19 protein-coding genes are annotated in these 21,966 nt (G+C 72.8%); 8 read left to right on the top strand and 11 right to left on the bottom strand.

What is annotated here, in order from left to right:
• Window positions 1–21: 21 nt before the first annotated feature.
• Entirely contained in the window at window positions 22–1,014 is a 993-nt protein-coding gene (locus ABZO29_RS41160) for a nitroreductase family protein (protein ID WP_367325306.1), read from the top strand.
• Between the two features lie 283 nt (window positions 1,015–1,297).
• On the opposite strand, the gene ABZO29_RS41155 is transcribed toward ABZO29_RS41160, so the two are convergent.
• Window positions 1,298–4,042 (bottom strand): cation-translocating P-type ATPase, encoded by a 2,745-nt coding sequence (locus ABZO29_RS41155; protein ID WP_367325305.1) that lies wholly within the window; start codon window positions 4,040–4,042, stop codon window positions 1,298–1,300.
• Window positions 4,043–4,044: 2 nt separating this feature from the next.
• Entirely contained in the window at window positions 4,045–4,839 is a 795-nt protein-coding gene (locus tag ABZO29_RS41150; protein WP_367325304.1) for a universal stress protein, read from the bottom strand.
• 319 nt (window positions 4,840–5,158) lie between these two features.
• Here ABZO29_RS41150 and ABZO29_RS41145 point away from each other — a divergent pair, with 319 nt between their 5' ends.
• The 7 genes from ABZO29_RS41145 (at window position 5,159) to ABZO29_RS41115 (ending at window position 11,714) form a co-directional block, all read left to right on the top strand.
• Window positions 5,159–6,031, top strand: a complete 873-nt coding sequence (locus ABZO29_RS41145) for a universal stress protein (protein ID WP_367325303.1) — start codon at window positions 5,159–5,161, stop codon at window positions 6,029–6,031.
• Between the two features lie 250 nt (window positions 6,032–6,281).
• On the top strand, window positions 6,282–7,259 hold the full coding sequence (locus tag ABZO29_RS41140; protein WP_367325302.1) for an ABC transporter ATP-binding protein: 978 nt from the start codon (window positions 6,282–6,284) through the stop codon (window positions 7,257–7,259).
• 6 nt (window positions 7,260–7,265) lie between these two features.
• The gene (locus ABZO29_RS41135) at window positions 7,266–8,432 is read left to right on the top strand and encodes an ABC transporter permease (RefSeq protein ID WP_367325301.1); all 1,167 of its coding nucleotides are present in this window, start codon (window positions 7,266–7,268) and stop codon (window positions 8,430–8,432) included.
• Window positions 8,429–9,604 carry an ABC transporter permease gene (locus tag ABZO29_RS41130; RefSeq protein ID WP_367325300.1) on the top strand — a complete coding sequence of 392 codons (1,176 nt, stop codon included), beginning with the start codon at window positions 8,429–8,431 and terminating at the stop codon, window positions 9,602–9,604. The genes ABZO29_RS41135 and ABZO29_RS41130 overlap by 4 nt, the downstream gene beginning before the upstream one ends.
• 189 nt (window positions 9,605–9,793) lie before the next feature.
• A complete protein-coding gene (locus ABZO29_RS41125; protein ID WP_367325299.1) occupies window positions 9,794–10,495 on the top strand; it encodes a CBS domain-containing protein in 702 nt (233 codons plus the stop codon).
• Between the two features lie 176 nt (window positions 10,496–10,671).
• Window positions 10,672–11,337, top strand: a complete 666-nt coding sequence (locus tag ABZO29_RS41120) for a DUF4389 domain-containing protein (protein WP_367325298.1) — start codon at window positions 10,672–10,674, stop codon at window positions 11,335–11,337.
• Complete coding sequence (locus ABZO29_RS41115) at window positions 11,334–11,714, top strand: hypothetical protein (protein WP_367325297.1); 381 nt, start codon at window positions 11,334–11,336, stop codon at window positions 11,712–11,714. The genes ABZO29_RS41120 and ABZO29_RS41115 overlap by 4 nt, the downstream gene beginning before the upstream one ends.
• A gap of 186 nt (window positions 11,715–11,900) precedes the next feature.
• Here ABZO29_RS41115 and ABZO29_RS41110 read toward each other — a convergent pair whose 3' ends face one another.
• The 9 genes from ABZO29_RS41110 to ABZO29_RS41070 all read right to left on the bottom strand — a co-directional run bounded on the left by ABZO29_RS41110 (window position 11,901) and on the right by ABZO29_RS41070 (window position 21,949).
• Window positions 11,901–12,824, bottom strand: a complete 924-nt coding sequence (locus ABZO29_RS41110) for a carbamate kinase (protein ID WP_367325296.1) — start codon at window positions 12,822–12,824, stop codon at window positions 11,901–11,903.
• A 2-nt stretch (window positions 12,825–12,826) separates the two neighbouring features.
• A complete protein-coding gene (gene argF / locus ABZO29_RS41105) occupies window positions 12,827–13,837 on the bottom strand; it encodes an ornithine carbamoyltransferase (RefSeq protein WP_367325295.1) in 1,011 nt (336 codons plus the stop codon).
• 18 nt (window positions 13,838–13,855) lie between these two features.
• Entirely contained in the window at window positions 13,856–15,070 is a 1,215-nt protein-coding gene (locus ABZO29_RS41100; RefSeq protein ID WP_367325294.1) for an arginine deiminase, read from the bottom strand.
• A 44-nt stretch (window positions 15,071–15,114) separates the two neighbouring features.
• A complete protein-coding gene (locus tag ABZO29_RS41095; RefSeq protein WP_367325293.1) occupies window positions 15,115–16,590 on the bottom strand; it encodes an APC family permease in 1,476 nt (491 codons plus the stop codon).
• A gap of 240 nt (window positions 16,591–16,830) precedes the next feature.
• The gene (locus ABZO29_RS41090; RefSeq protein ID WP_367325292.1) at window positions 16,831–17,076 is read right to left on the bottom strand and encodes an SHOCT domain-containing protein; all 246 of its coding nucleotides are present in this window, start codon (window positions 17,074–17,076) and stop codon (window positions 16,831–16,833) included.
• Window positions 17,077–17,113: 37 nt separating this feature from the next.
• Window positions 17,114–18,016: a universal stress protein gene (locus tag ABZO29_RS41085; protein ID WP_367326380.1), complete on the bottom strand. Its 903-nt coding sequence runs from the start codon at window positions 18,014–18,016 to the stop codon at window positions 17,114–17,116.
• Window positions 18,017–18,306: 290 nt separating this feature from the next.
• Entirely contained in the window at window positions 18,307–20,676 is a 2,370-nt protein-coding gene (locus tag ABZO29_RS41080; RefSeq protein ID WP_367325291.1) for a glycoside hydrolase family 65 protein, read from the bottom strand.
• Between the two features lie 11 nt (window positions 20,677–20,687).
• Window positions 20,688–21,071, bottom strand: coding sequence for a hypothetical protein (locus ABZO29_RS41075; protein ID WP_367325290.1), 384 nt, complete (start codon window positions 21,069–21,071; stop codon window positions 20,688–20,690).
• Between the two features lie 2 nt (window positions 21,072–21,073).
• Window positions 21,074–21,949, bottom strand: a complete 876-nt coding sequence (locus ABZO29_RS41070) for a universal stress protein (protein WP_367325289.1) — start codon at window positions 21,947–21,949, stop codon at window positions 21,074–21,076.
• Window positions 21,950–21,966: the final 17 nt, after the last annotated feature.

Raw genomic sequence — 21,966 nt, 5'->3', positions numbered from 1 at the left:
GCAGGGCGGGGAGGAGACCTCATGTCCACCGCGGCTCTCGATGTCCCGACTCTGGAGAAGCTCATCTCCGCGTCCGCCGCCGCGCCGTCGATCCACAACACCCAGCCCTGGCGGTTCCGGCTCGACCGGGACACGGCAACGCTGGAGATCCGGGCGGCGCCGCACCGCACGCTACGGTACGCCGACCCCACGGGCCGTGCCCTGCACGTCTCGGTGGGCTGCGCCCTGCTCAACCTGCGGATCGCGGTGGCCCACTTCGGCTGGGAGCCCGTCACCCGGCTGCTGCCCCGGCCGGAGGAGCCGGAGCTACTGGCCACCGTGCGGCCGGCCGGTGCCGCACGGCTCCCGGTGGCCCCACGGCTGTACGAGGCCCTGTGGCGCCGGCACAGCAGTCGCTTCCCGTTCTCGGGCCGTCCCCTGCCGACCGCGCTGCTGTCCGAACTCTCCGAGGCGGCCCACGCGGAAGGGGCTCTGCTCGACGTCCCGGGATCCGACGGGACCGAGCGGCTGCTGCGGCTGATCCGGGAGGCCGAGCAGCGCAACAGGACCGACCCGGACCGGGCCACGGAGAGCCGACGCTGGGTGCGCGACCCGGACGCCATGTCACTCGGTGTGCCGCCGGCCGCCGTGGGACCGCAGGACTACCGGGACCGGATCCCGATGCGCGACTTCGGTGCCCACCGCCATCCCGCGGTCCTCACGGCCCGCTCCTTCGAGGACCGGCCGTCGATCGCGGTATTGTCCACCGCCCACGACCGGCGGGCGGACTGGCTGCGGGCCGGGCAGGCGCTGGAACGCGTCCTGCTGGTGGCCACCGCGCACGGAGTGCGGGCCTCGCTGCTGCACCAGGCGCTGGAGTGGCCCGACCTGCGCGAGCAGCTCACGGATGTGACCACCGACGGGCGTGTCCGCGCGCAGATGGTTCTCCGCCTGGGATACGGGCCTGAAGGGCCGGAATCACCGCGTCGCCCGGCACGGGAGGTACTGGAGGCGGCACTCTCCGCCGCCTGCTGAACGCCCTGAGACGATCGTGCCGCTGAGGCGCCGGCGCGGGTGTCGTGGCGCGCGGCGCCCCTCGGTGCCGGGCGGTGCACCCGGCCCGGCGTACCGGCTGCACGGTCGCTGCCGGCCGACCCGGCCCGGGCCTGCGCGCATCGTGTCCGAGACGCCGGCGGCATCGGCGAACACCTCGCGCAGGACGCGGAGATCGCGGCCGGCGAGGCGCGGCTCGCCGCCCGGCTCCCCGGCAAGCCCGCCGGCTCCCCGGCAAGCCCGCCGCGGAACGGCACCTCGCGTGCTACCGCTCGTTCGGCGATCCGACCCGGCCCCGCGCCGCCGACCGCACACCCCGCACCGCCAGTTCGGCCAGCAGCACCGTGGACGCGGTCCCCAGGCACACCGCCCACTCGGCCGCTGTGAGCGCCACCGTTCCGAAGACGGTGCGCGCCCAGGGCAGGTGAACGGCGATCGCCTGCACGGCCAGGACGCCCGCCAGGCACACCCACAGTGTCCTGTTGCGCAGCTGGTGACGGCCGAGCACAGGGCCGTCGTCCGCACGCGCGTTGAGGGAGTTGAACAGCTGGAAGAGCACGAACGTGGTGAACGCCATCGTCAGGGCGGTGTCCGTGCCGACGTGCGAGCGTGCCAGGGCCAGCAGGGCAACGGTGCCCGCGGCCATGACCGCTCCGGCCCGGCCGACGGCGAGCAGCCGCCGGGCGTCGAGGATGCGCTCGCCGGGGTCGCGCGGCGGGTGCCGCATGACGTCGTCGCGGGCGGGGTCGACGGCGAGGGCCATCGCGGGCGGGCCGTCCATGATGATGTTGATCCACAGCAGTTGGGCCGCCGTCAGCGGTGCGGGCAGTCCGGCGAGGGACGCCCCCAACAGGGTCAGGATGGCACCGATGTTGGTGGCCAGCTGGAAGCGGACGAACTTGACGATGTTGGCGTAGATGGCGCGTCCCTCGCGGACGGCCCGCACGATCGTGGAGAAGTCGTCGTCGGTGAGGACCATGTCGGCGGCTTCCTTGGCCACGTCCGTGCCGCTGCGGCCCATCGCCACGCCGATGTGGGCGGCGCGCAGCGCCGCCGCGTCGTTGACGCCGTCGCCGGTCATCGCGACGACGTGGCCCCGGCCCGACAGCGCCCGGACGATCACGACCTTGTGCTCGGGCGCGACACGCGCGAACACGCCGATGGCGTCGATGCGGTCGGCCAGTTCCTCCTCGGACATCCCGTCCAGCTCGGCACCGGTCACCACCTCGCCGCCGATGCCCAGCTCGCGCGCGACGGCCGCCGCGGTGTCGGCATGGTCCCCGGTGATCATCTTGACGGCGACGCCGGCCGAGCGGCACAGCGCCATCGCCTCGCGTGCCTGCGGGCGCGGCGGGTCGGCGATGCCGGCGATCGACACCAGGGTCAGCCCGGCGGGCGCAGAGAGGTCCACCACGCCGTCCACGAGGGCCGTGGCTGCGCCCAGAACCCTCAGCCCCGAACCGCCCAGGCGCGAGGTGACGGCGAGTATCTCGCTCCTGCGCCTGTCGTCCAGGGTGTGCACACCCTCCTCGGTCAGCACCTGGACGCAGAGTTCCAGCAGGACGTCCACCGCGCCCTTGACGTGGACGCGGGTGCGGCCGTCGGACTCGGTGTGGCAGGTGACCATGTACTTGGTGGCCGCGTCGAAGGGGAGTTCACCGGATCGGGGTGCCTCGGCCCGCGCACGGTCGGCGTCGACACCGGCCTTGACCGCCAGCACCAGCAGGGCGGCCTCGGTCGGGTCGCCCACGAAGTCCGCGTCGCTCAGGCGCGCGTCGTTGCACATGGCGAAGGGCAGCACCGCCGCCCGCAGCGCGTCGGCACGCGTGGTCTCGCCACCGTGGGGGACGCGTACGGCGCCACGGGTCCCATAGCCCTCGCCCGTGACGTCGTAGAGCGTTCCGGCGGTCCACAGGGCGCGTACGGTCATCTCGTTGAGGGTCAGCGTGCCGGTCTTGTCACTGCACACGACGGTGGCCGAGCCGAGCGACTCGACGGAGGCCAGGCGCTTGACGATCGCCCCGCGGCCCGCCATGCGGTACACACCCAGCGCCAGGGTCAACGCCAGGACGGCGGGCAGCCCCTCCGGGATGGCGGCGACGGCCAGGGCCACCGCCCGCAGCGCGATGTCTGCCAGGGACTCGCCGCGCACCAGGGCGACCAGGGCGTAGGCGACCACGGCCACGCCGCTCACCAGCGCCAACCTCCGCCCGAGGCTGTCGAGTTGGACCTGGAGTGGGCTCGGCGGTTCCGCGTCGGTGCGTAACGCCTCCGCGATCGCGCCCAGTTCGGTGCGCGCGCCGGTGGCGGTGACCACCATCTCCGCGCGCCCCCTGGTCAGCGCGGTGTTCATGAACAGCATGCAGGTGCGTTCGGCGAGCGGCACGGAGGCGGTCGCGGGCGGATTCAGGGCTGTCACGGTCTTGGCGACGGGCTGGGACTCGCCCGTCAGGGCCGCTTCGGCCACCTCCACCGATTCCGCGACGACGAGCCGCCCGTCGGCAGGCACTCGTTCGCCCGCCTCCAGCAGCACCACGTCCCCGGGCACGAGGGAGTCCGCCTCCACCTCGCGTTCCGTGCCGTCGCGGCGGACCCGGGCGGTGGGCACGAGCATCCGGCGCAGCGCCTCCAGGCTGCGCTCTGCACGCCGCTCCTGGAGGTAGCCGAGGACGGCGTTGATCTGCAGGACGACGGTGATCACCACCGCGTCCTTGATGTCGCCGATCGCTCCGGCGACGACGGCCGCGATCAGCAGGATGCCGATGAGCCAGTTGCGGAACTGGTCGAGGAATTTCAGCCATTCGGGACGCCGGGCCGGTTCGGGCAGCCGGTTCGGCCCGTGGGCCGCGGCGCGCTCTGCGGCTTCCCTCGTGCTGAGTCCCGCGCCCGGATCGACGCGGAGGCCGGCCGCCACCTGCTCCGGGGTCAGCCGGTAGGTGTGCGGTGCCCCCGCGACGGGTTCCGTCGCCGGAACCCCCCGGGCGTCCTCGGCTGTCGTCGGTCGATCCACGGTCACGCCTCCCCGGACGGAACGACTGCGACGGGGCAGTGGGCGTGGGCCACGACGGCCCGGCCGACCGAGGAAGGCAGTACGTCCGCGGCCCTGTGGCGGGCAGCGATCACGAGAAGCTGGGCGCCGACGCCGGCGTCGACCAGGGCCCGCCCGGCCCGGCCTCGCACCCACCGTTCGCGCACGGTGACATGCGAGTACTTCTCCCGCAGCCGGGGCAGCGAACCGGCGGGCCGGCGGCCGGTCCCGGCGCGCGTGTGCAGGACGACCAGGTCCGCGCCGCGCTCCGAGGCCTCGGCGAAGGCGAACTCGGCAGCGGCCTGCGACACGTCGTCGGCCAGCAGCACGGGACCGCTGCGCGCCGGACGGCCCCGTACCACCAGGACGGGGCAGCGGCCGTGGGCGGTCAGCCGCCCTGCCACCGAGTCGCGCGGCAGGCCGACGGCACGGGTGGCCGTACGGCCCCCCACCACGGTGAGTGACGCGGTGCGCGACGCGGACTCCAGCACGGTCGCGGGGTCACCGACCAGGACGTCGCGCGTGATCGTCACCCGCGGCGCGACGCGGCGCGCCCGCCGCTCGGCCTCGGTCAGCGAGCCGTTCACCAGCTCGCGCAGGCCGGTGCCGTGCGGGTCCCAGGGCGGAACACCGGGTGGCGGAACACGCGCCGACGGCCATCCGAGGGCGTACGCCAGCCGGAGCCCTGTCCCCCGCCGATCGGCCTCCCTCGCCGCGGCCTCGACCGCGGCGAGGCCCGACGACGAGCCGTCCACCCCCACCACCACCGGACCACTCATGGCGGCCCTCCCCTCTCCGTGCGGTCCTGCGGCGCAGAGCGAGGCCTCGGCGCCGCTCGACGGCGTTCGTCACGGGCGCACCCCTTCGGCCCACTCGCGCAGCGCGCGGCCGGGACCGTGCTCGGCGAGATCGGCCGGGCGGCACCGCCCCACGTCCAACGACTCCCAGCGTCTGTCCGCCGACGCTGCCCCGCAGTGGGCCGTACGGACCCCAAAGGCGCACCGTCCGGCCCTCCCCCGGCAGCCACGGGACGGTGAGGCTGAGGGTGGAGGTACATGCGCGGCATCCGTCCTGTCGCGCCGACCCGGGAGGTGCGCCATGACCGGACCTGTCGTCGTCGGACTCGACGGCTCCCCCGCGAGCGTGACGGCGGCGTGGTGGGCTGCCCGCGAGGCCGTGGACCGTCGCCTCCCGCTGCTGCTGCTCCACTCCTGGACCACTCAGCCGCTCAACCTGCCGGTCCCGCAGGAAGCCCTCAGCAAGCAGCGTTACGGAGGGCAGGTGCTGCAACGGATGGAGGCCGAGCTGCTGCACCGCTACGCGGATCTGTCCCTGACCACGGAACTGGTCTCGGAGCCCGCCGCGAAGGCTCTCCTGGACGCGGGCGAGAACGCGTCCCTGCTCGTGCTCGGCTCCCGGGGCCACGGCTCGGTGGCGAGCTTCCTGCTGGGCTCCATCAGCCTGCATGTCCTGGGCCTCGCCGGGTGCCCCATCGTGACGGTGCGGGCCGACGATCCCGCCGTGGAGGCAGGCTGGGGGCACCGGGCAGCAGCCGAGCGGGACGAGATCGTGGTCGGCGTGCAGGAGCCCGGGCCGGCCGCCGACGCGCTGCTGGAGTTCGCGTTCAGCACCGCCGAGCTGCGGGGAGCCCGCGTGCGGGTGGTGCAAGCCCTGCCGTTCGCCTCACTGATGCCGCATCCGCAGGCGGACCGTGGTGACGAGAGGGACGCGCACCTCCTGCTCACCGCCGCCCTGGCTCCGTGGCAGGAGAAGTTTCCCGGTGTTGCCGTCGTGGTCCAGGCCGCCATGGGTTCCGCGGCGCAGCTGCTGCTGTCGGCCTGCACCCACAGCATGCTCATCGTCGTGGGCCGCCGGCGCCACCCCTCGCAACTCACCTGGAAGCTGGGTCCCGTCGCCCACGCGGCCCTGCACCACGTGCCGTGCCCCGTCGCCGTCGTCCCGCACGACTGAGCCGTGCCGACCGCCCGAGCGAGGACCGTCATGGAGCGCGTCCCGGGGAAGCCGCCACCTCGGCCGTTCACGCCGTTGTCCCTGCCACCGAGGCTCGAACCGGCCCTCCTGGCCGTCACGGCGGCGGCGCTGGCGGCGGGCGGGGTCTGCCGGCTCGTCGGCGCCGACGATCTCGCCGACCTGTGCTGGGGAGAACTACTTCTCCCTCGCACCCTGACGCGGCCCCGCAGGGCCCCACCGAGGAGACGACATGACCGATCCCCCGGGCAACCCGGACACCGCACGGGCCGTCCTCGACTGCGCTCACCTCGTCCGCCGCTTCGGCGACCGCACCGCCGTCGACGACGTGAGCCTGAGCATCGCGCCGGGCGAGACGTACGGTCTGCTCGGGCCGAACGGCGCGGGCAAGACCACGACGATCCGGATGGTCTGCGGGCTGCTGCGCCCCGACGCCGGTACCGTGCACGTCGCGGGCCTGCCGGTGAGCACCGCCGCCGGGCCGGCCAAGCAGCTCATCGGCTTCGTCCCGCAGGACGTGGCCCTCTACCCCGACCTCAGCGTCCGCGAGAACCTCCGCTTCTTCGGACGGCTCTACCGGCTGTCGCGCCGCCGGCTGGAGCGCCGCGTCGACGAGGTCCTGGACCTCGTCGACCTGGGCTCCCGGGCGGGCGACCGCGTCGACTCGCTGTCGGGCGGCATGCGCCGGCGGCTCAACATCGGCGCCGGGCTGGTCCACTCCCCGACCCTGCTGGTGCTGGACGAGCCCACGGTGGGCGTCGACCCGCAGAGCCGGCACGCGATCCTGGAGAGTGTCACCCGGTTCGGCGAGGAGGGCATGGCCGTCCTCTACACCACGCACTACATGGAGGAGGCCGAGCGCCTCTGCGACCGCGTCGGGATCATCGACCGGGGCCGCCTGGTCGCGGAGGGCAGCACGCGCGAGCTGGTGGCGCTGGTGGCCGAACGCGACCGGGTCCGGCTGACCGCCGTCGGCGACCTGACGGCGTACGCGGAGGCGTGCCGCCGGCTCGCCCGGGTCGAGGGCGCGGCCCGGACCGGCGAGCACCGCGACGTGGTCGAGCTGGTGGTCAAGGACGCGCGCAGCCTGCTGCCGGACCTGCTCGACCTCGCTCGCGACCGGGGCGTCGACATCCGCAGTGTGGAGATCGTCGAACCCGATCTGGAGGCGGTCTTCCTCCATCTGACCGGCACCGCGCTGAGGGAGTGAGGCGCCATGCGTGTCGTACTCGCCATCGCGGCCAAGGACCTGCGGCAGCGGCTGCGCGACCGGTCGGCCTGGGTGATCGTGTTCCTGGCGCCGGTGCTGATCTCCGGTCTCATGGCCATGGCGTTCAGCAGCAGCTCCGAGTTCCGGGCGAACATCGGGGTCGTGGACCTGGACCGGGGCGCGGCGGCCGCCGGCCTCACGCAGGTGCTGAAGAGCCCGGAGCTCTCGGACACCGTGCACGTGCGTGCGTACGCCGACGAGGCCGGCGCCCGTCGTGCCGTGGACGCGGGCAGCGTGCACGCCGCGATCGTCGTCCCCGAGGGGTTCACCGCGGCGCTGCGCGGGGGCAGCACGGCGCCCGTCACCGTCCTGGACAGCGTGGACTTCGGGCTTCAGGCGCAGCTGGCGCGGGCGGTCACCGAGTCCTACGTCGCGCAGGTCAACGCCGACCGGCTGTCGGTCGCCACGGCGGTGGTGGCGGGGGCCGGGCAGGACGGCATACCCGAACTCGCCGCGAAGGCGGCCCTGTTGCGGCTGCCGGAGCAGGTGCGCGCCCAAGGGCTCGCCGACGACCCGCTGAAGGTCATCAGCTACTTCGGGCCGAGCATGGGCATGTTCTTCGTGCTGTTCTGCGTCGGCTTCGGAGCCCGCGGCTACTTCGTCGAACAGCAGCAGGGCACCCTCGACCGGATCGCCGCGGCCCCGGTGGGGCGGGGCGCGCTGCTGCTGGGCAAGTCGTTGTCCACTTTCGTCTACAGCCTGGCCGGGCTCGCGACGGTCACGCTCGTGTCGTGGCTGGCGTTCGGGGCCCGCTGGGCGGACCCGTTCGGAGTCGCGGTGCTGAGCCTGGGCATGGCGGTCGCCGTGGTGTGCCTGACGGCGCTCGTCATCGCGCTCGCCCGCACCGAGCGGCAGGCCGAGGGGCTCGCCTCCGTCGTGGTGTTCACGCTCGTTCTGCTCGGCGGCAACTTCGTGTTCGCGTCGGGTACGTCCCTGATGCGCCGTCTCACCCTGTTCACGCCCAACGGCTGGGCCCTGCGCGGGTTCACCGACCTCGGCACCGGAGCGCGCGGCTGGTCCGCGGTCGGCGCTCCGTTGCTCGGCATCGCCGCCTTCTCGGCGGCGGTGATCGCGCTGACAGCACTGCTCCTACGGCTGAGGAGGCCGGCATGACCGCGCTCGCCGTGACCCGGGCGACCCTGAGCCGGGCGCTCCGTGACCGAACGGCGCTGTTTTTCATGGTGCTGCTCCCGGTCGCCATCATCGTCGTCATCGGCGTCACCGTCAGCGGCTTCGACCAGTTCCGGATCGGGGTCGTCCCGGACGGCCGGGCAGGCCCCGTGGCGCGGGAGTTGGCCTCGGCACTGACGGATCGTGCCGGACTGCGGACCCGCACGTACGACACCGCCGCGGACGCGCGCACCGCGCTGCGCCGTGCCGAACTGGACGCGGTCGTCCTGGTCCCGGCCGGTCTCGACGCGGACGTACGGGCCGGGCGCACGGTCACCGTACGGGTGTTGGTGGAGCCCTCGGGCGGCGCCGGACACGCCGCGGTGTCCTCCGTGTCGGCCGTCGTGGCCGAGCACGCGGCCCGCCTGCAGGCCGCCCGGTTCGCCACCGACGAGACCGGCGGAACCTTCGACGGCAACCTCGCGGCCGCCCGTGGTGCCGAACGGGCCGCGGCCCCCATCGCCGTACACACCGAGACCGTCGACGGCCAGAGCGACTACCTGCCGTTGGGGTACAGCTACAGCACCCCGACCATGCTCGTGCTGTTCGTGTTCATCAACGCCCTGGCGGGCGGCGCCGCCATCGTGCAGACGCGCAGGACGGGCGTGTACGCGCGGGCGCTCGCGGCGCCGGTGTCCGCCCGGACCATCGTCGCCGGGGAGACCGTCGCGTACCTGCTGCTGGCCCTGCTGCAGTCCGTGCTGATCGTGGGCGTCGGGGCGGTGGCCTTCGACGTCGCCTGGGGCGACCCGCTGGCCGCCGGTGTCCTGGTCACCGTGTGGGCGCTGGTCGGAACGGGGGCCGGAATCCTGGCCGGGGCGGTGTTCCGCACTCCGGAGCAGGTGCACGCGGTCGGTCCGGCGCTCGGCATCGGCCTCGGCATGCTCGGCGGGTGCATGTGGCCGCTGGCCCTCGTTCCCGGCTGGCTGCGCGCCGCGGGGCACGCGGTGCCGCAGGCCTGGGCCGTCGATGCGTGGACGACGCTGCTGTCCCGCGACGGGGACCTGACCGCGATTCTGCGGGACCTGGCTGTGCTGGCGGGCTTCGCCACGGTGCTCCTCACCGGGGCGTCCCTGGCTCTGCGGCACCGGCTGACCACGGCGGCGGGGGCATGACTCGAACGCCGATTTTCTTTCCGCCCGTTTCTCCCCGCCTGGGCCGCCGGGTGGCGCAGCGCCGGCGGACGCCGAGGGATCCTCGGAGCCGTCCGGGCTGGTCGGGTCCCGGTCGGGACCGACCGGCCCATGCGGCGGACCGCTCCGCGACGGAGAGTGGGAGGAACGCGACGTCAGGAGGCGAAAGCCATGCGACACCGGACGGTGGGCGACCTCATGACCACATCGGTCGTGCGAGTGCGCCGTGACACGGGATTCAAGGAGATCGCGAAACTGCTCGCCGAGTACGACATCACGGCCGTACCGGTCGTGGACGACGACGAGCATGTCGTGGGCGTGGTCTCCGAAGCGGACCTGCTGCGCAAGGAAGCGGCCCAACTGGACCCGGCGGGCCTGCTGCCGGTCCTGCACCCGAAGCCCGCAGACCGGGCCAGGGCGGAGGCCTCGACGGCCGAGGGCCTCATGAACCGCCCGGCCGTGATCGCCCGACCCCAGTGGACCGCCGTGGAAGCCGCCCAGGTCATGGAGCGTCACCACGTCAAGCGGCTCCCGGTCGTCGACGAGGCCGACCGGCTGGCCGGTGTGATCAGCCGGGCCGATCTGCTCCGTGTCTTCCTGCGCAGCGATCACGCCATCCGCGAGGAGATCTCCGGGGACGTCCTCGTCCACACGCTGGGCCTCGTACCCGACGCGATCACCGTGCAGGTGCTCGACGGCCGGGTCACCTTGAGGGGCACCGTGGAGCGCAGGTCCCTCGTCCCCATCGTCGAACGCCTGTGCAGGGGCGTGGACGGAGTGGTCGACGTCTCCGTCGACCTGCGGCACCGGGCCGACGACACCTCCGCGGCACCGCAGGCGGGCGCACCACGCCGCGCCGGACTGGCGCCCTGAGCGGGATTCCCGGCCTTCTCGCGGCCGATCACGCAACCTTCCGATCCGCCCGAATAACGGGACCGACGGCCGCCCGCCGGGCCCCGGACGGCCCTCGCCCGGACGGCTGCGGACAACCACGCTGGTCGTGGGGCCGACCGTGCAGGCCGTGCCCCCGACCGAAGGAGCTGATCGCCGTGGCATCCCTTGCTGGCGCGCCGGATCGCCCGGTCCGGGTGAACGCGGTGCTGGACGCACCGCTGTCCCGTTGGCTGTGGCTGGTGAAGTGGATCCTGGTCATTCCGCACTACGTGGTGCTGTTCTTCCTCTGGGTCGCCTTCACCGTGGTGAGCGTGATCGCGTTCTTCGCCATCCTGTTCACCGAGCGCTATCCCCGCCCGCTGTTCGACTTCAACCTGGGGGTGCTGCGCTGGAGTTGGCGAGTCGCCTACTACTCGTACGGCGCCCTGGCCACCGACCGCTACCCGCCGTTCAGCCTGAGTGAGGAGCCCGACTACCCGGCCCGGCTGGACATCGCCTATCCCGAACACCTCTCCCGCGGCCTGGTGCTGGTGAAGTGGTGGCTGCTCGCCATCCCGCACTACATCGTCGTCGGCTTCTTCCTCGGCGGCTGGCACCTCGGCTGGTGGGACGGCGGCCTGGTGGCCCTGCTCGCGCTGATCGCCGCCGTGATCCTCGCCTTCACCGAGAAGTACCCCAAGGAGCTCTTCGACCTGATCCTCGGTCTCAACCGGTGGGTGCTGCGGGTCGCCGCCTACGTCGCGCTGATGACCGACACCTACCCGCCGTTCCGCCTCGACATGGGCGGCACCGAGCCGGGCGCCCGCGAGGACCTGCCGTGACCACCGCACTCGTGGCGGCGTTCCTGATCGGGCACGGGCTGCTGCACCCCGGCGTCTGGACGGCACCGCAGCGGCCCGACCGGCCGTCTCCGTTCGACCCGGGACACTCGTGGGTCCTGGCCGCCGCCCGGGTCTCCCCCGCGCCGGCCAGGGCCGCAGCGCTTTCCCTCGCCTGGTACACGGCCCTCGTGTACGTCGTCGCCGGCGCCGGGCTGCTCGCGGGCAGCGGCTGGTGGCCCACCGCCGCCGTTGTCGCGGCGGCGAGCGGGCTCGCGCTCAAGGCGATCTGGTTCGACCCGTGGCTCACCCTCGGTGTGCTGCTGGACGTGGGTGTCATCACCGCCGTGGCCGCCGGCTGGCCGGCCTCCGTCCACTGATCGGCTCCCGGATCTCGTGCCGGAGAGGCCACTGCGCCTCGCCCGGTGGGCTCGTCGCCGCCGTCGCGAACACCGTCCGGATGGCGCGGGCGCGTTGTCGGGCCGAAGCTCCTCGACGATGGGTGACGGCGCGTTCGGGCCTCCCCGGAAACGGGCGGGGCCGCGGCGTGCAGTGCGGCCGGCCGCTCAGCCGACGGTCAGATCCGGGCGTACCAGCGTCCCCGCCTGCCCGTGCACCATCTCGTACGCGGAGCCCAGGTCGCCGATCGCGGCAAGGCCTCCGGTGCGTTCCACGAACCGGGCGGCGGCCTCGGCCTTGGGCCCCATGGAACCGGCGGCGAAGCCGCCGCGGCGCAGCGAGGCGGGCGTGGCGTCGTGGAGCGGGCGTTGGCGCGGAGTGCCGTAGTCGGCGTAGATGTTCGGGACATCGGTGAGGACGAGCAGGAAATCCGCCTTGAGGTCCTCGGCGAGCAGGGCCGCGGTGAGGTCCTTGTCGACGACCGCCTCCACCCCGCTGAGCGCCCCGGTGTCGTGGTCGGCGACGACCGGGACGCCTCCGCCGCCGGCGCAGACGACGAGCGTGCCGGATGCCAGCAGCGTGTGGATCGTGTCGGTCTCCACGATCCGCTCGGGCGCCGGGGAGGCGACGACGCGGCGCCACCCCGTGCTGTCCTCGGCTATGTGCCATCCGTGGCGGCGGGCGAGCCGGCGCGCGACGTCCCTCGGGTACACCTGGCCGACGAACTTGGTGGGCCGCTGGAAGGCCGGGTCGTCGGCCCGTACGAACGTATGGGTGACGAGCGCGGCGACGGGGTGCCCGGGCAGCGCGTTGTAGAGGGTGCGCACCAGCAGGGAGCCGATCATGCCCTGGGTCTGGGCGCCCAGCAGGTCCAGCGGATAGGGGGCGCTCAGGGCGCGGTCGGCCGCGCTCTCGACGGCGAGCAGTCCGATCTGCGGGCCGTTGCCGTGGGTGACGACGATCTCGTGCTCGACGGCGAGGGCCGCGATCGCGGTGGCCACGCGGTCGACGTTGGCCTGCTGAACGTCCGCGTCGGGGCGCTCGCCCCGGTGCAGCAGGGCGTTGCCGCCGAGGGCGACGACGATGCGCATGGTCAGTCCTCCAGGGTGGCGACGAGTACGGCCTTGATGGTGTGCAGCCGGTTCTCCGCCTGGTCGAAGACGATGGATGCGGGCGAGGAGAAGACCTCGTCGGTGACCTCGAGTGCGTCCAGGCCGTAGTTGTGGAGCACCTCACGGCCCAGGCGGGTGTGGTCGTCGTGGAGCGCCGGCAGGCAGTGCATGAACCTGACGTCCGGGTTGTTGGTGGCCGCCAGCGTCTTGACGCCGACCTGGTACGGCAGCAGCAGGTCGATGCGTTCTCCCCAGGTCTCGGCGGGTTCGCCCATGGAGACCCAGACGTCGGTGTGCACGAAGTCGGCTCCGCGTACGGCCGTCTCGACGTCGTCGGTGAGCGTGACCCGGGCTCCGCTCCGGTCTGCCAGCGCACGGCACTCGGTGACCAGTGCCGGGTCGGGCCACAGCGGTGCGGGCGCGGCGATGCGCACGTCCATGCCGAGCAGGGCGCCCATGGACAGCAGGGAGTTGCCCATGTTGTTGCGGGCGTCGCCGAGATAGCAGTAGGCGATGTCCTCCAGGGGTTTCGGGCTGTGCTCGCGCATGGTGAGGACGTCGCACAGGCTCTGGGTGGGGTGCGCGGCGTCGGTGAGGCCGTTGTAGACCGGTACCCCTGCGTGCGCCGCGAGTTCGGTGACGAGCGGGTGCGCGGAACCGCGGTACTCGATGGCGTCGAACATCCGGCCGAGGACGCGGGCGGTGTCGGCGACGGACTCCTTGACGCCGATGTGGGTGTCACCGGGGCCCAGGTAGGTGGTGGCGGCGCCCTGGTCGGCCGCGGCGGTCTCGAAGGCGCAGCGGGTGCGGGTGGAGGTCTTCTCGAAGATCAGCGCCAGGTGCCTGCCGGTGAGCCGGGGCCGTTCGGTGCCGGCGCGCCTGGCCGCCTTCAGGTCGGCGGCCAGGTCGAGGAGATGGTGGATCTCGCGTGCGGTGAAGTCGAGTTCGCTCAGGTAGGAGCGGCCTCTCAGGTCGACCGTTGTGGTGGTCATGGGGGTCTCCTCGCCCGGTCAGGCGGCCGCGTCGCGTTCGATCGGGCAGCTCATACAGCGCGGGCCACCGCGGCCGCGGCCGAGTTCGGCGCCGGCGATGGTGACGATCTCGATGCCCTGCTTGCGCAGATAGGTGTTGGTGGTGACGTTGCGCTCGTAGCCGACGATCACGCCCGGGGCGACGGCGAGGAAGTTGCTGCCGTCGTCCCACTGCTCCCGCTCGGCGTTGCGGATGTCCTGCGGCGCGGAGAGCATCCGCACCTTGTCCAGGTCGAGGGCCTCGGCCAGGGCGGTCGCCAGATCGGAGTCGGGGCTGACGTCGAAGCCGTTCTCGTGCGCCGTCCCCGGTGTCAGCGTCCAGGAGCGCAGGGAGTCGGCGAGGCCGGGGTAGATGGTGAAGGCGTCGCGGTCGACCATCGTCAGCACCGTGTCGAGGTGCATGTAGGCGCGGGTGGCGGGGAGTTGGACGGCGATCAGCCGGTCGGCCGTGCCGGAGGCGAAGAGGCGCGTGGCGAGGTTCTCCACGGCCTGGGCGGTGGTGCGCTCGCCCATGCCGACCATGACGGCTCCGTTGCCGAGGACGTGCACGTCGCCGCCCTCGAGGGTGCCGGCCGGCCCGTCGAGGAGCGGCTCGTACGCGGTTCCCGCAAACATCGGGTGGAACCGGTAGATCGCCTCGGCGTGCAGGCTCTCGCGCCGCCGGGCGGGTTTGGCCATCGGGTTGACCGACAAACGGTCGTACACCCAGCAGGAGTTGTCGCGCGGGAAGAGGTGGTTGGGCAGCGGGGGGAGCGCGAAGTCCTCGGTGTCCAGGGCGCTCCAGACCAGGCTGCGCGGAGTGGCCAGCGGCAGGTCGCACTTGAGGAGCCCGCCGACGAGGTATCCGGCCAGGGTCTCCCCGTCCAGTTCGGAGCACAGTTCGCGCACCGGGTCCAGCAGGGCGGGGCCGACGGCGGCCGGGGTGACGACCCGGTCCAGCAGCCAGTCCCGGGCCTCCGGGAGATCGAGCGTCTGCGCGAGAAGGTCGGCGAAGTAGTGCACGCGGGCGCCGTGGTCGCGCAGCACCTGGGCGAAGGCGTCGTGCTCCTCGCGGGCGCGCTTGGCCCACAGGATGTCGTCGAAGAGCAGGGCGTCGACGTTGCGCGGGGTCAACCGGGAGAGTTCGAGTCCGGGACGGTGGAGGATCACCTGTCGGAGCCGGCCGACTTCGGAGTCGACGTGGAAACGGTTCATGGCCGGGCCTTCCTGACGGGGCGAGGGGGCCGTGCGGGTGAGGTTCAGTCGTGGTGGCGGAGGATGCTCCTGCGGAAGGTTCCGGTCCGCGCCCGGCGAGGGGTCCGGGCGGTCGGTGACGAGGTCTCGGGCGCCCGCGGCTCGGGGATCTCGGCCGGGGGCGCGGCGGGTGCCGTCTCGCCGTACTCTCCGCGGTCGCGCTTCAGCCAGATGTAGACGGGCAGTCCGAGCAGCAGCACGAACAGTCCGTAGTAGACCGTCTGGTACCCGCTGCCCTGGATCGACCAGTAGGAGAAGGCCATGGCGAGCGCGGCGACGGTCACGTCGCGGGCCAGCCGCCGCGGGCTCAGGCTCTCCCGGCCGCGGGCGAGCAGCCAGTACAGCTGGGCGGCGGCGGAGAACAGATACGGGATCACGGCGGTGAGCACGCTCAGCAGCACGACCCGGGTGAAGACGTCGTCGAAGCGCGTGTAGCTGAAGACGGTGATCAGCGAGGCGAGGACGGTCGAGGCGACGATGCCGAAGGCCGGCACACCGCTCTCGCCGCGCAGCCTCGCGAAGGCACCGGGGAAGAGTCCGTCACGGGCGGCGGCGTACGGCATCTCCGCGCAGAGCATCGTCCAGCCGTTCAGAGCACCGATGCCGGAGACGATGGCGGCCACGGCGACGGCGTCGCCCGCCCAGGTGCCGCCGACGATGTTGTTCGCGGCGTCGGTGAACGGCGCCGTGGAGGCGCCGAGTTCGCCGTGCGAGACGGTGCCGAAGACCGCGAGGGTGCCCAGGACGTAGATGACGGCGCAGACGAGGGTGCCGTACACGGTGGCGCGCGGCACGTTGCGCTCCGGGTCGCGGACGCGTCCGGCGACCACCGACGCCGCCTCCAGGCCGAGGTAGCTGAACAGGGCGATGGCCGCCGCGGCCGAGATCGCTCCGAGGGCCGACTGGTCACTGGCGTTGAAGGCGCCGAAGTTGTCCGGGTCGATGAACAGCAGCCCGACGGTGGACATGAGGACCAGCGGCACGAACTTCAGCACGGTGGTGACCACCTGGAAGGCTCCGGTGTTACGGACACCGCTGAGATTGACCGCGGCGGGGATCCACAGCCCGACCAGGGCGATGAGCACCGAGTAACCCTTGCTGTGGCCGGTGTTGACGAACACCTCGACATAGCCGACCCAGGCCACGACGATCGCGGCGTTCCCCGCCCATACGGTGATCCAGTACGACCACGCGTTGAGGAACCCCGCGAACTCGCCGAATGCCTGGCGGGCGTACACGTACGGCCCGCCGCTCGCCGGCACGCGCTTCGACAGCGCCCCGAAGGTCACCGCCAGCGCCAGCGCGCCGAGCGTGACGGCGACGAACGCCACGAGGGATATGGGGCCGTACGGTGCGAGAGCGGACGGCAGGGCGAAGACGCCGGTACCGACGATGCTGCCGATCACGAGCGCGGACGCGGCCGGCAGGCCGAATTTCGCTCCGGGTGCGGCCTCGGGTCCGCTTCTCGTCTTGCTGGACATGGCTGTTCTCCTTGGGATCGTCGCTGCGGAGGGCCCCCTCGTAATGCGATCCTTCTCGGCAGCGACGGGCCGGGTGAGCGGCCGCAGGTCCCGCACCCTGCCCATTGGTCCCGTTGCGGAACACCGGTCGGCCTCCGCAACCTTCAGAGCACGTCCAGCACTTCGTGCACGGGGCACGGGGCGTCGCCGGCACCGCAGGCCCGCACCGAGGCGCGCCGGCCCGCCGTGGCCGCAGTCACCTCACTGTTGGGTGACGGTCGGACCGTCCGCGCGCAGCACGGCCAGACAACTCCGGTATTCGTCATCGTCGATCTCACCCCGGGCGAACCGTTCGGCGAGCAGCCGCTCGGGCGTGGCCGACGCGGGCGTGTGCGGATGCCCGGGGCCGCGGGTCAAGGTGCGGTAGAGCAGCGCCGCTACGGTGATCAGCACGGCCCAGAACAGGACCATGGCGACCGACGTTGCCAACCAGTCCCATGCGGTCACGTCGTGACGGTTCCAGTACACCGCGGATCACTTCCTCTCAGACGTGCGGGACCACGGCGACGGGGCAGTCGACATGATGGATCACGGAGTGGGTGACGGGACCGGTGCGCGGCCCCAGTGGCCGTTCGGCGAGGCGGTGCCCCACGACGAGCAGACTCGCTCCTGAGCCGGCCCGGACCAGCACGGACTGGGGCCTGCCCTGGGCCACGGTCTCCGCGACGTCGACGTCGGGGTACTTCTCCCGCCATATCGGCAGCACGTCGGTGCGGAAACCCCGCCAGTGCTCGGCGCTCTTGGGCTCCTGCACGACGGCGACCGCGGACGGCCCGCCCCCGAGCGCCGAGGCTGCCTGCCAGGCGTACACCACGCGCAGCCGGGCGTGCCGCAGCCGGGCTGCCTCGAAGGCGAACCCGATCACCTCGTCGCACGGGTCGGCGACGTCGACGCCCAGCACCACGTCCCGGTAACCGGTTCGGACGGAGTCGCTCCCGTCCTGCGCCGGAAGGTGCTCGTCCGCCGCCTCCTCCCCCGTCCGGACGAGGACGACGGGCCGCGTGGCCTTCGCCACCACGCCCAGCGCCACCGACCCCACAAGGAACCCGGTGAAGCCGCTCAGCCCACGTGAGCCCAGCACCAGCAGGTCGGCCTGTTCGGCCGCGCGCAGCAGCGCCGGCGTCGCCGGTCCCTCGATCTGCTCGTCCTCCAGGCGGGTACCGGGGCTCACCTCACGGATGTACTCCTCCGCCTGCCGCAGCGCCCGCCGCGCCAGATGGCGCTGCACCGCGCTCGCGGACGCCTCGTGACCGGGACGTGGGCTCGAGTCCGCGGCGTGCACCAGCCGCAGTTTGCGGTCGCGGCGCAGTGCCTCACGGGCGGCCCAGCCGGCAGCGGCCAGACTCTCGGCGGATCCGTCCACCCCAACGATCACCGGCGCGAGCATGACGTACACCTCCATCACTTGAACTGCTCCTCATGCCCAGCCTCGCGCCGTGCCCCAACAGCGGAAATGGGCCGCCGGGTCTGTCCGGGGGGCCGTCCGGCCTCTCCTCGCCGCGGTCAAGTGCCCGCCCGGCAGCCCGAAACAAGGGTGGAGAGCGCGCGGTCACGGCTCCGCCCCGGTTCGGCAGCGCCCTGAAGGGGCGCGGGGAACTGCGCGACCAGCCACGATGGCGCCGCAGACGGTCGACGGCATGGCGCGACACTTCCAGCGGAGCGCTCAGTGCCCCGGCACTAGTCCGCGAGCACCAGTCGTTCCGTTTCCCCCGGCTGCAGGCAGACCGTGCGGTCCGGCAGCCGCACGTCGATCGGTGACGCGTCGGACGACGGCACGACGATCTCCAGTCGCTCGTGCTCCAGGCGCAGCCGGACGCCCCAATGGTCCTGGTAGCGCAGGGCGAAGCCGTACGACGACAGTTCCGGCAGCGGAACCGGGTTCAGCCAGAGCGCGCCCTCCCGGGTCTCCAGTCCGGTCAGCCCCCGCTGGACGAGGTCGAGGGTGCCGGCCATGGCTCCGAGATGGATACCCTCGCCGGTCGTGCCGCCCTGCACATCGGCGATGTCGCCCTGCAGTGCCTCCTGGCAGAACTTCCAGGCCTCGGCGCGCCGGGCCCGCGCCAGCACCCAGCCGTGCACCAGGCCGCTCAGGGTGGAGCCGTGGCTCGTACGGTGCAGGTAGTAGTCCACGGTCCGGCGCCAGGTGTCCTCGTCGACCGGCACCCCCAGCCGGTCGAAGACGAGGCGGAGTTCGTCCGGTGAGAAGAGGTAACCGAGCATCAGGACGTCGGCCTGTTTCGAGGCCTGGTAGCGGTTGACGGTGTCGCCCTCGGCCTCCAGGATCCGGTCCAGGCGCCGGATGTCCCCGTACCTGTTGCGATAGCCCTCCCAGTCGAGTTCGGCGAGGTCGCCGTAGCCCTCGAACTGGCTGATGACGCCGGCGTGGAAGGGCACGTGCAGCGTGCGCGACACGTCCTCCCACTGTTCGAGTTCGCCCCCGTCGAGGCCGGTGCGTTCGACGAGTTCGCTCCGGCGCGGATCGGGAAGGCCGCGCAGCACGTCCGCCGCCCTGGCCAGCACCCACGCGGCTGTGACGTTGGTGTACGCGTTGTCGTCGAGACCGGGACGGAGTGCGTCGGGGTAGGCGTCGTGGTACTCGTCGGGGCCGACCACGCCCCTGATGCGGTGCCGCCCCAGGCTCTCGTCGTAAGTGGCCGAGTGGGCCCAGAAGCGGGCGATCTGCAGCAGCATCTCGGCGCCCTTGCTGTGCAGGAACTCGGTGTCGCCGCTGGCCTGGCAGTACTGCCACACGTTGTACGCGACCGCCGATCCGACGTGGTGCTGCAGCCGGGAGTGGTCCGGCAGCCAGCGGCCCGAGCGGGGGTTGAGATGGAGCTGCTGGGTCTCCTCGCGCCCGTCGCTGCCGCTCTGCCAGGGGTACATCGCCCCCTTGCGCCCCTGTGCCCGGGCGGCGTTGCAGGCCTGTTCCAGTCGGCGGTGGCGGTAGCGCAGCAGGGCCCTGGAGACCTCGGGGAAGTGCAGGTTGAGGTAGGGCAGGACGAACAGCTCGTCCCAGAAGACGTGGCCGCGGTAGGCCTCGCCGTGCAGACCGCGCGCCGGTACGCCGACGTCGAGGTCGGCGGTGTGCGGCGAGAGCGTCTGCAGCACATGGAAGAGGTGCAACCGCAGGATACGGCCCGACTCTCCGGGAACGTCGAGGTCGGCCCGGCGCCAGAGCTGGTCCCAGGCGGTGAGGTGCGACTCCAGCAGGTCGTCGAAGCCGGGTGCGCGGCCGACCCGGTCGACCGCGGCGTACAGCGGGTCGCTGATGGCCGGGTCGCGGGAGGTGTGGAGGGCGACCGTCTTGTCGACGGTCGCGGTGCGGCCAGCGTTCAGGTCCAGGCGCAGGCGCTGAATGGCGCGCGGCTCCTCGTGCACGGTCGTGACGTGCGCGTCCGCGGTCAGCCGGGCCGCCATGCCGATCCGGATGTCCGACGTCCGGGTGCGGCAGCGCAGCCACACCGTGTCCGGTGCGGCCGTCCCGGTGTGCACATGGGTCAGATGACGGCCGTCGAGATCGCGGTAGCGCGACACGCCGGCGTTGGTGACGCCGCCGTCGAGGGCTGCCTCGACCTCGAGTGGACCCGAGAAGCCCACGGCGTTGAACTCGGTGCGCAGGGCGGCCAGATGGGCGTCGCCCATGTGCACCAGCCGTTGCTGACGGATCATCAATTCCCGTCCGCCGTCGAGTTCGTACCGTGTCCGCCGCTCCAGCAGTCCCGACGCCAGATGCAGGGCCATGCGGTGTTCGAGCACCGTCGCGGTGTCGGGCGTGAGCCACTGCCCGCCCGGTACGCGGAATCGCAGCGGCAGCCAGTTCGGCACGTTGACCATGTCCTCGTTCTCGACCTGCCGCCCGGCCACGTCGGAGGTGAGCCGGTTGTAGCAGCCCGCCACGTAGGTGCCCGGGTAGTGCACGACGTCCGCCGCGCACTCGGGGAGTGCCCCCCGGGTGGCGAAACAGCCGTTGCCCAGCGCGCACAGGGACTCCCGCAGCCGCTCGTCGGCGGGCTCGTAGCCCTCGTACTCCCAGGTCCAGTCCGTCACTCGACGCCCCCTCACACCCGCGACTCCGCGAGATCCCGTACGCCGGCGCAGGTGCCGTGGCACAGCAGTCCCGCAATCGTGTTCCCATCGGCGATGCGGTCGACGCCGATCACAGGGCCGAAGCGGTCGCCGCGGCCCGCCTCGACGCCGACCAGGGCGGCCGGGTGCGCGGCACACACCGCTCGTGCCGTCCCGGTACGCCGCACCTGCTCGGCGGGCAGCCGCTCCTTGCCGGCAACGACCGCGCCGACGTTGCCCTCCGTCCTCTCGACGCCGCGCGAAACACGGGCCGAGTCGGTGATCCGTCCGTCGGGGGCGAAGAGAACGGCCCTTCTTTCCCGCAGCCCGGGGGCCGGCGGGTCGCGGAGCACCACGGGGGTGCGGGGGCGCCGCACCGTCACACCTGCTGTGGCACGATCGCCACCGGGCAGTCCGCGTGGTGCAGCAGTGTGTGCCCCACTCGCCCCAGTTGGAGGCCGAAGTACCCGGACCGGCGCCGGGCACCGATGATCACGAGATCGGCGGCGGCCGAACGGCGCAGCAGCACACTGCGGGCGGGACCCTCCACCGTGCTGCGGCGTACCCGGACACCGGGGTGGTCGGCCACCGCGTCGTGCAGCAGGGCATCGAGCAGGGCGGACGCCCGCTCCTCGTGGAGGTGCGCGGGGTCCCCGGCCAGCAGAGGATGGTCGGCGGTCTCGTGCGCGGGGCACCGCCAGGCACGCACGACGTCCAGGACGCCTCCGCGCGCCTCCGCCTCGCGGAAGGCGTACCGCACGGCCTCACCGCCGGCCGCGGGCTCGCCCGCGCCGAGCACGATCCGCTCGTGGGTGCCCGCCACACCGGCCTTGTCGCCCCTGACCACGATCACCGGGCAGTACGCACGGGCCGCCACGGCCAGGCTGACCGAGCCGAGGAGCAGGCCCGCCAGCTCACCGCGGCCCCGCGACCCCGTCACCAGGGCATACGCGTTGTGGCCCGCGCTCAGGAGCGCGTCCGCCGCCTCCTCGGGGACCACGTCCACGGAGACCTTCACTTCAGGGTTGCGCAGCCGGGCACGCTCCGCGGCTGCTCCGACGATGTTGTCCGCCAACACCCGCTCGGACGGGCGTTCGAGTCCGACGGACGGTACGGACCCCTCGTAGCGCTCCCAGAGGGAGGCGTAGACGAGACGCAGGGGCAGCCCGTGCCGGGCCGCTTCGTCCACCGCCCAGTCGACCGCCACCAGACTCGAGTCCGATCCGTCGACGCCCACGACCAGGGGCAGCTCCATCTTCCCCACCGCCTTTC

The organism is Streptomyces sp. HUAS ZL42 (genome assembly GCF_040782645.1).
GTDB lineage: Bacteria > Actinomycetota > Actinomycetes > Streptomycetales > Streptomycetaceae > Streptomyces.
Note: the sequence above shows the minus strand (reverse complement) of the source record. Positions and strands in the feature narration are given on the sequence as shown.

Bases quoted from the DNA above. Each gene is read 5' to 3' on its own strand.
- ABZO29_RS41145 (WP_367325303.1), top strand. From the start codon at position 5,159: ATGACCGGACCTGTCGTCGTCGGACTCGACGGCTCCCCCGCGAGCGTG.
- ABZO29_RS41070 (WP_367325289.1), bottom strand. From the start codon at position 21,949: ATGGAGCTGCCCCTGGTCGTGGGCGTCGACGGATCGGACTCGAGTCTG.
- ABZO29_RS41130 (WP_367325300.1), top strand. From the start codon at position 8,429: ATGACCGCGCTCGCCGTGACCCGGGCGACCCTGAGCCGGGCGCTCCGT.
- ABZO29_RS41125 (WP_367325299.1), top strand. From the start codon at position 9,794: ATGCGACACCGGACGGTGGGCGACCTCATGACCACATCGGTCGTGCGA.
- ABZO29_RS41140 (WP_367325302.1), top strand. From the start codon at position 6,282: ATGACCGATCCCCCGGGCAACCCGGACACCGCACGGGCCGTCCTCGAC.
- ABZO29_RS41150 (WP_367325304.1), bottom strand. From the start codon at position 4,839: ATGAGTGGTCCGGTGGTGGTGGGGGTGGACGGCTCGTCGTCGGGCCTC.
- ABZO29_RS41160 (WP_367325306.1), top strand. From the start codon at position 22: ATGTCCACCGCGGCTCTCGATGTCCCGACTCTGGAGAAGCTCATCTCC.
- ABZO29_RS41100 (WP_367325294.1), bottom strand. From the start codon at position 15,070: ATGAACCGTTTCCACGTCGACTCCGAAGTCGGCCGGCTCCGACAGGTG.
- ABZO29_RS41095 (WP_367325293.1), bottom strand. From the start codon at position 16,590: ATGTCCAGCAAGACGAGAAGCGGACCCGAGGCCGCACCCGGAGCGAAA.
- ABZO29_RS41135 (WP_367325301.1), top strand. From the start codon at position 7,266: ATGCGTGTCGTACTCGCCATCGCGGCCAAGGACCTGCGGCAGCGGCTG.
- argF (WP_367325295.1), bottom strand. From the start codon at position 13,837: ATGACCACCACAACGGTCGACCTGAGAGGCCGCTCCTACCTGAGCGAA.
- ABZO29_RS41085 (WP_367326380.1), bottom strand. From the start codon at position 18,016: ATGCTCGCGCCGGTGATCGTTGGGGTGGACGGATCCGCCGAGAGTCTG.
- ABZO29_RS41110 (WP_367325296.1), bottom strand. From the start codon at position 12,824: ATGCGCATCGTCGTCGCCCTCGGCGGCAACGCCCTGCTGCACCGGGGC.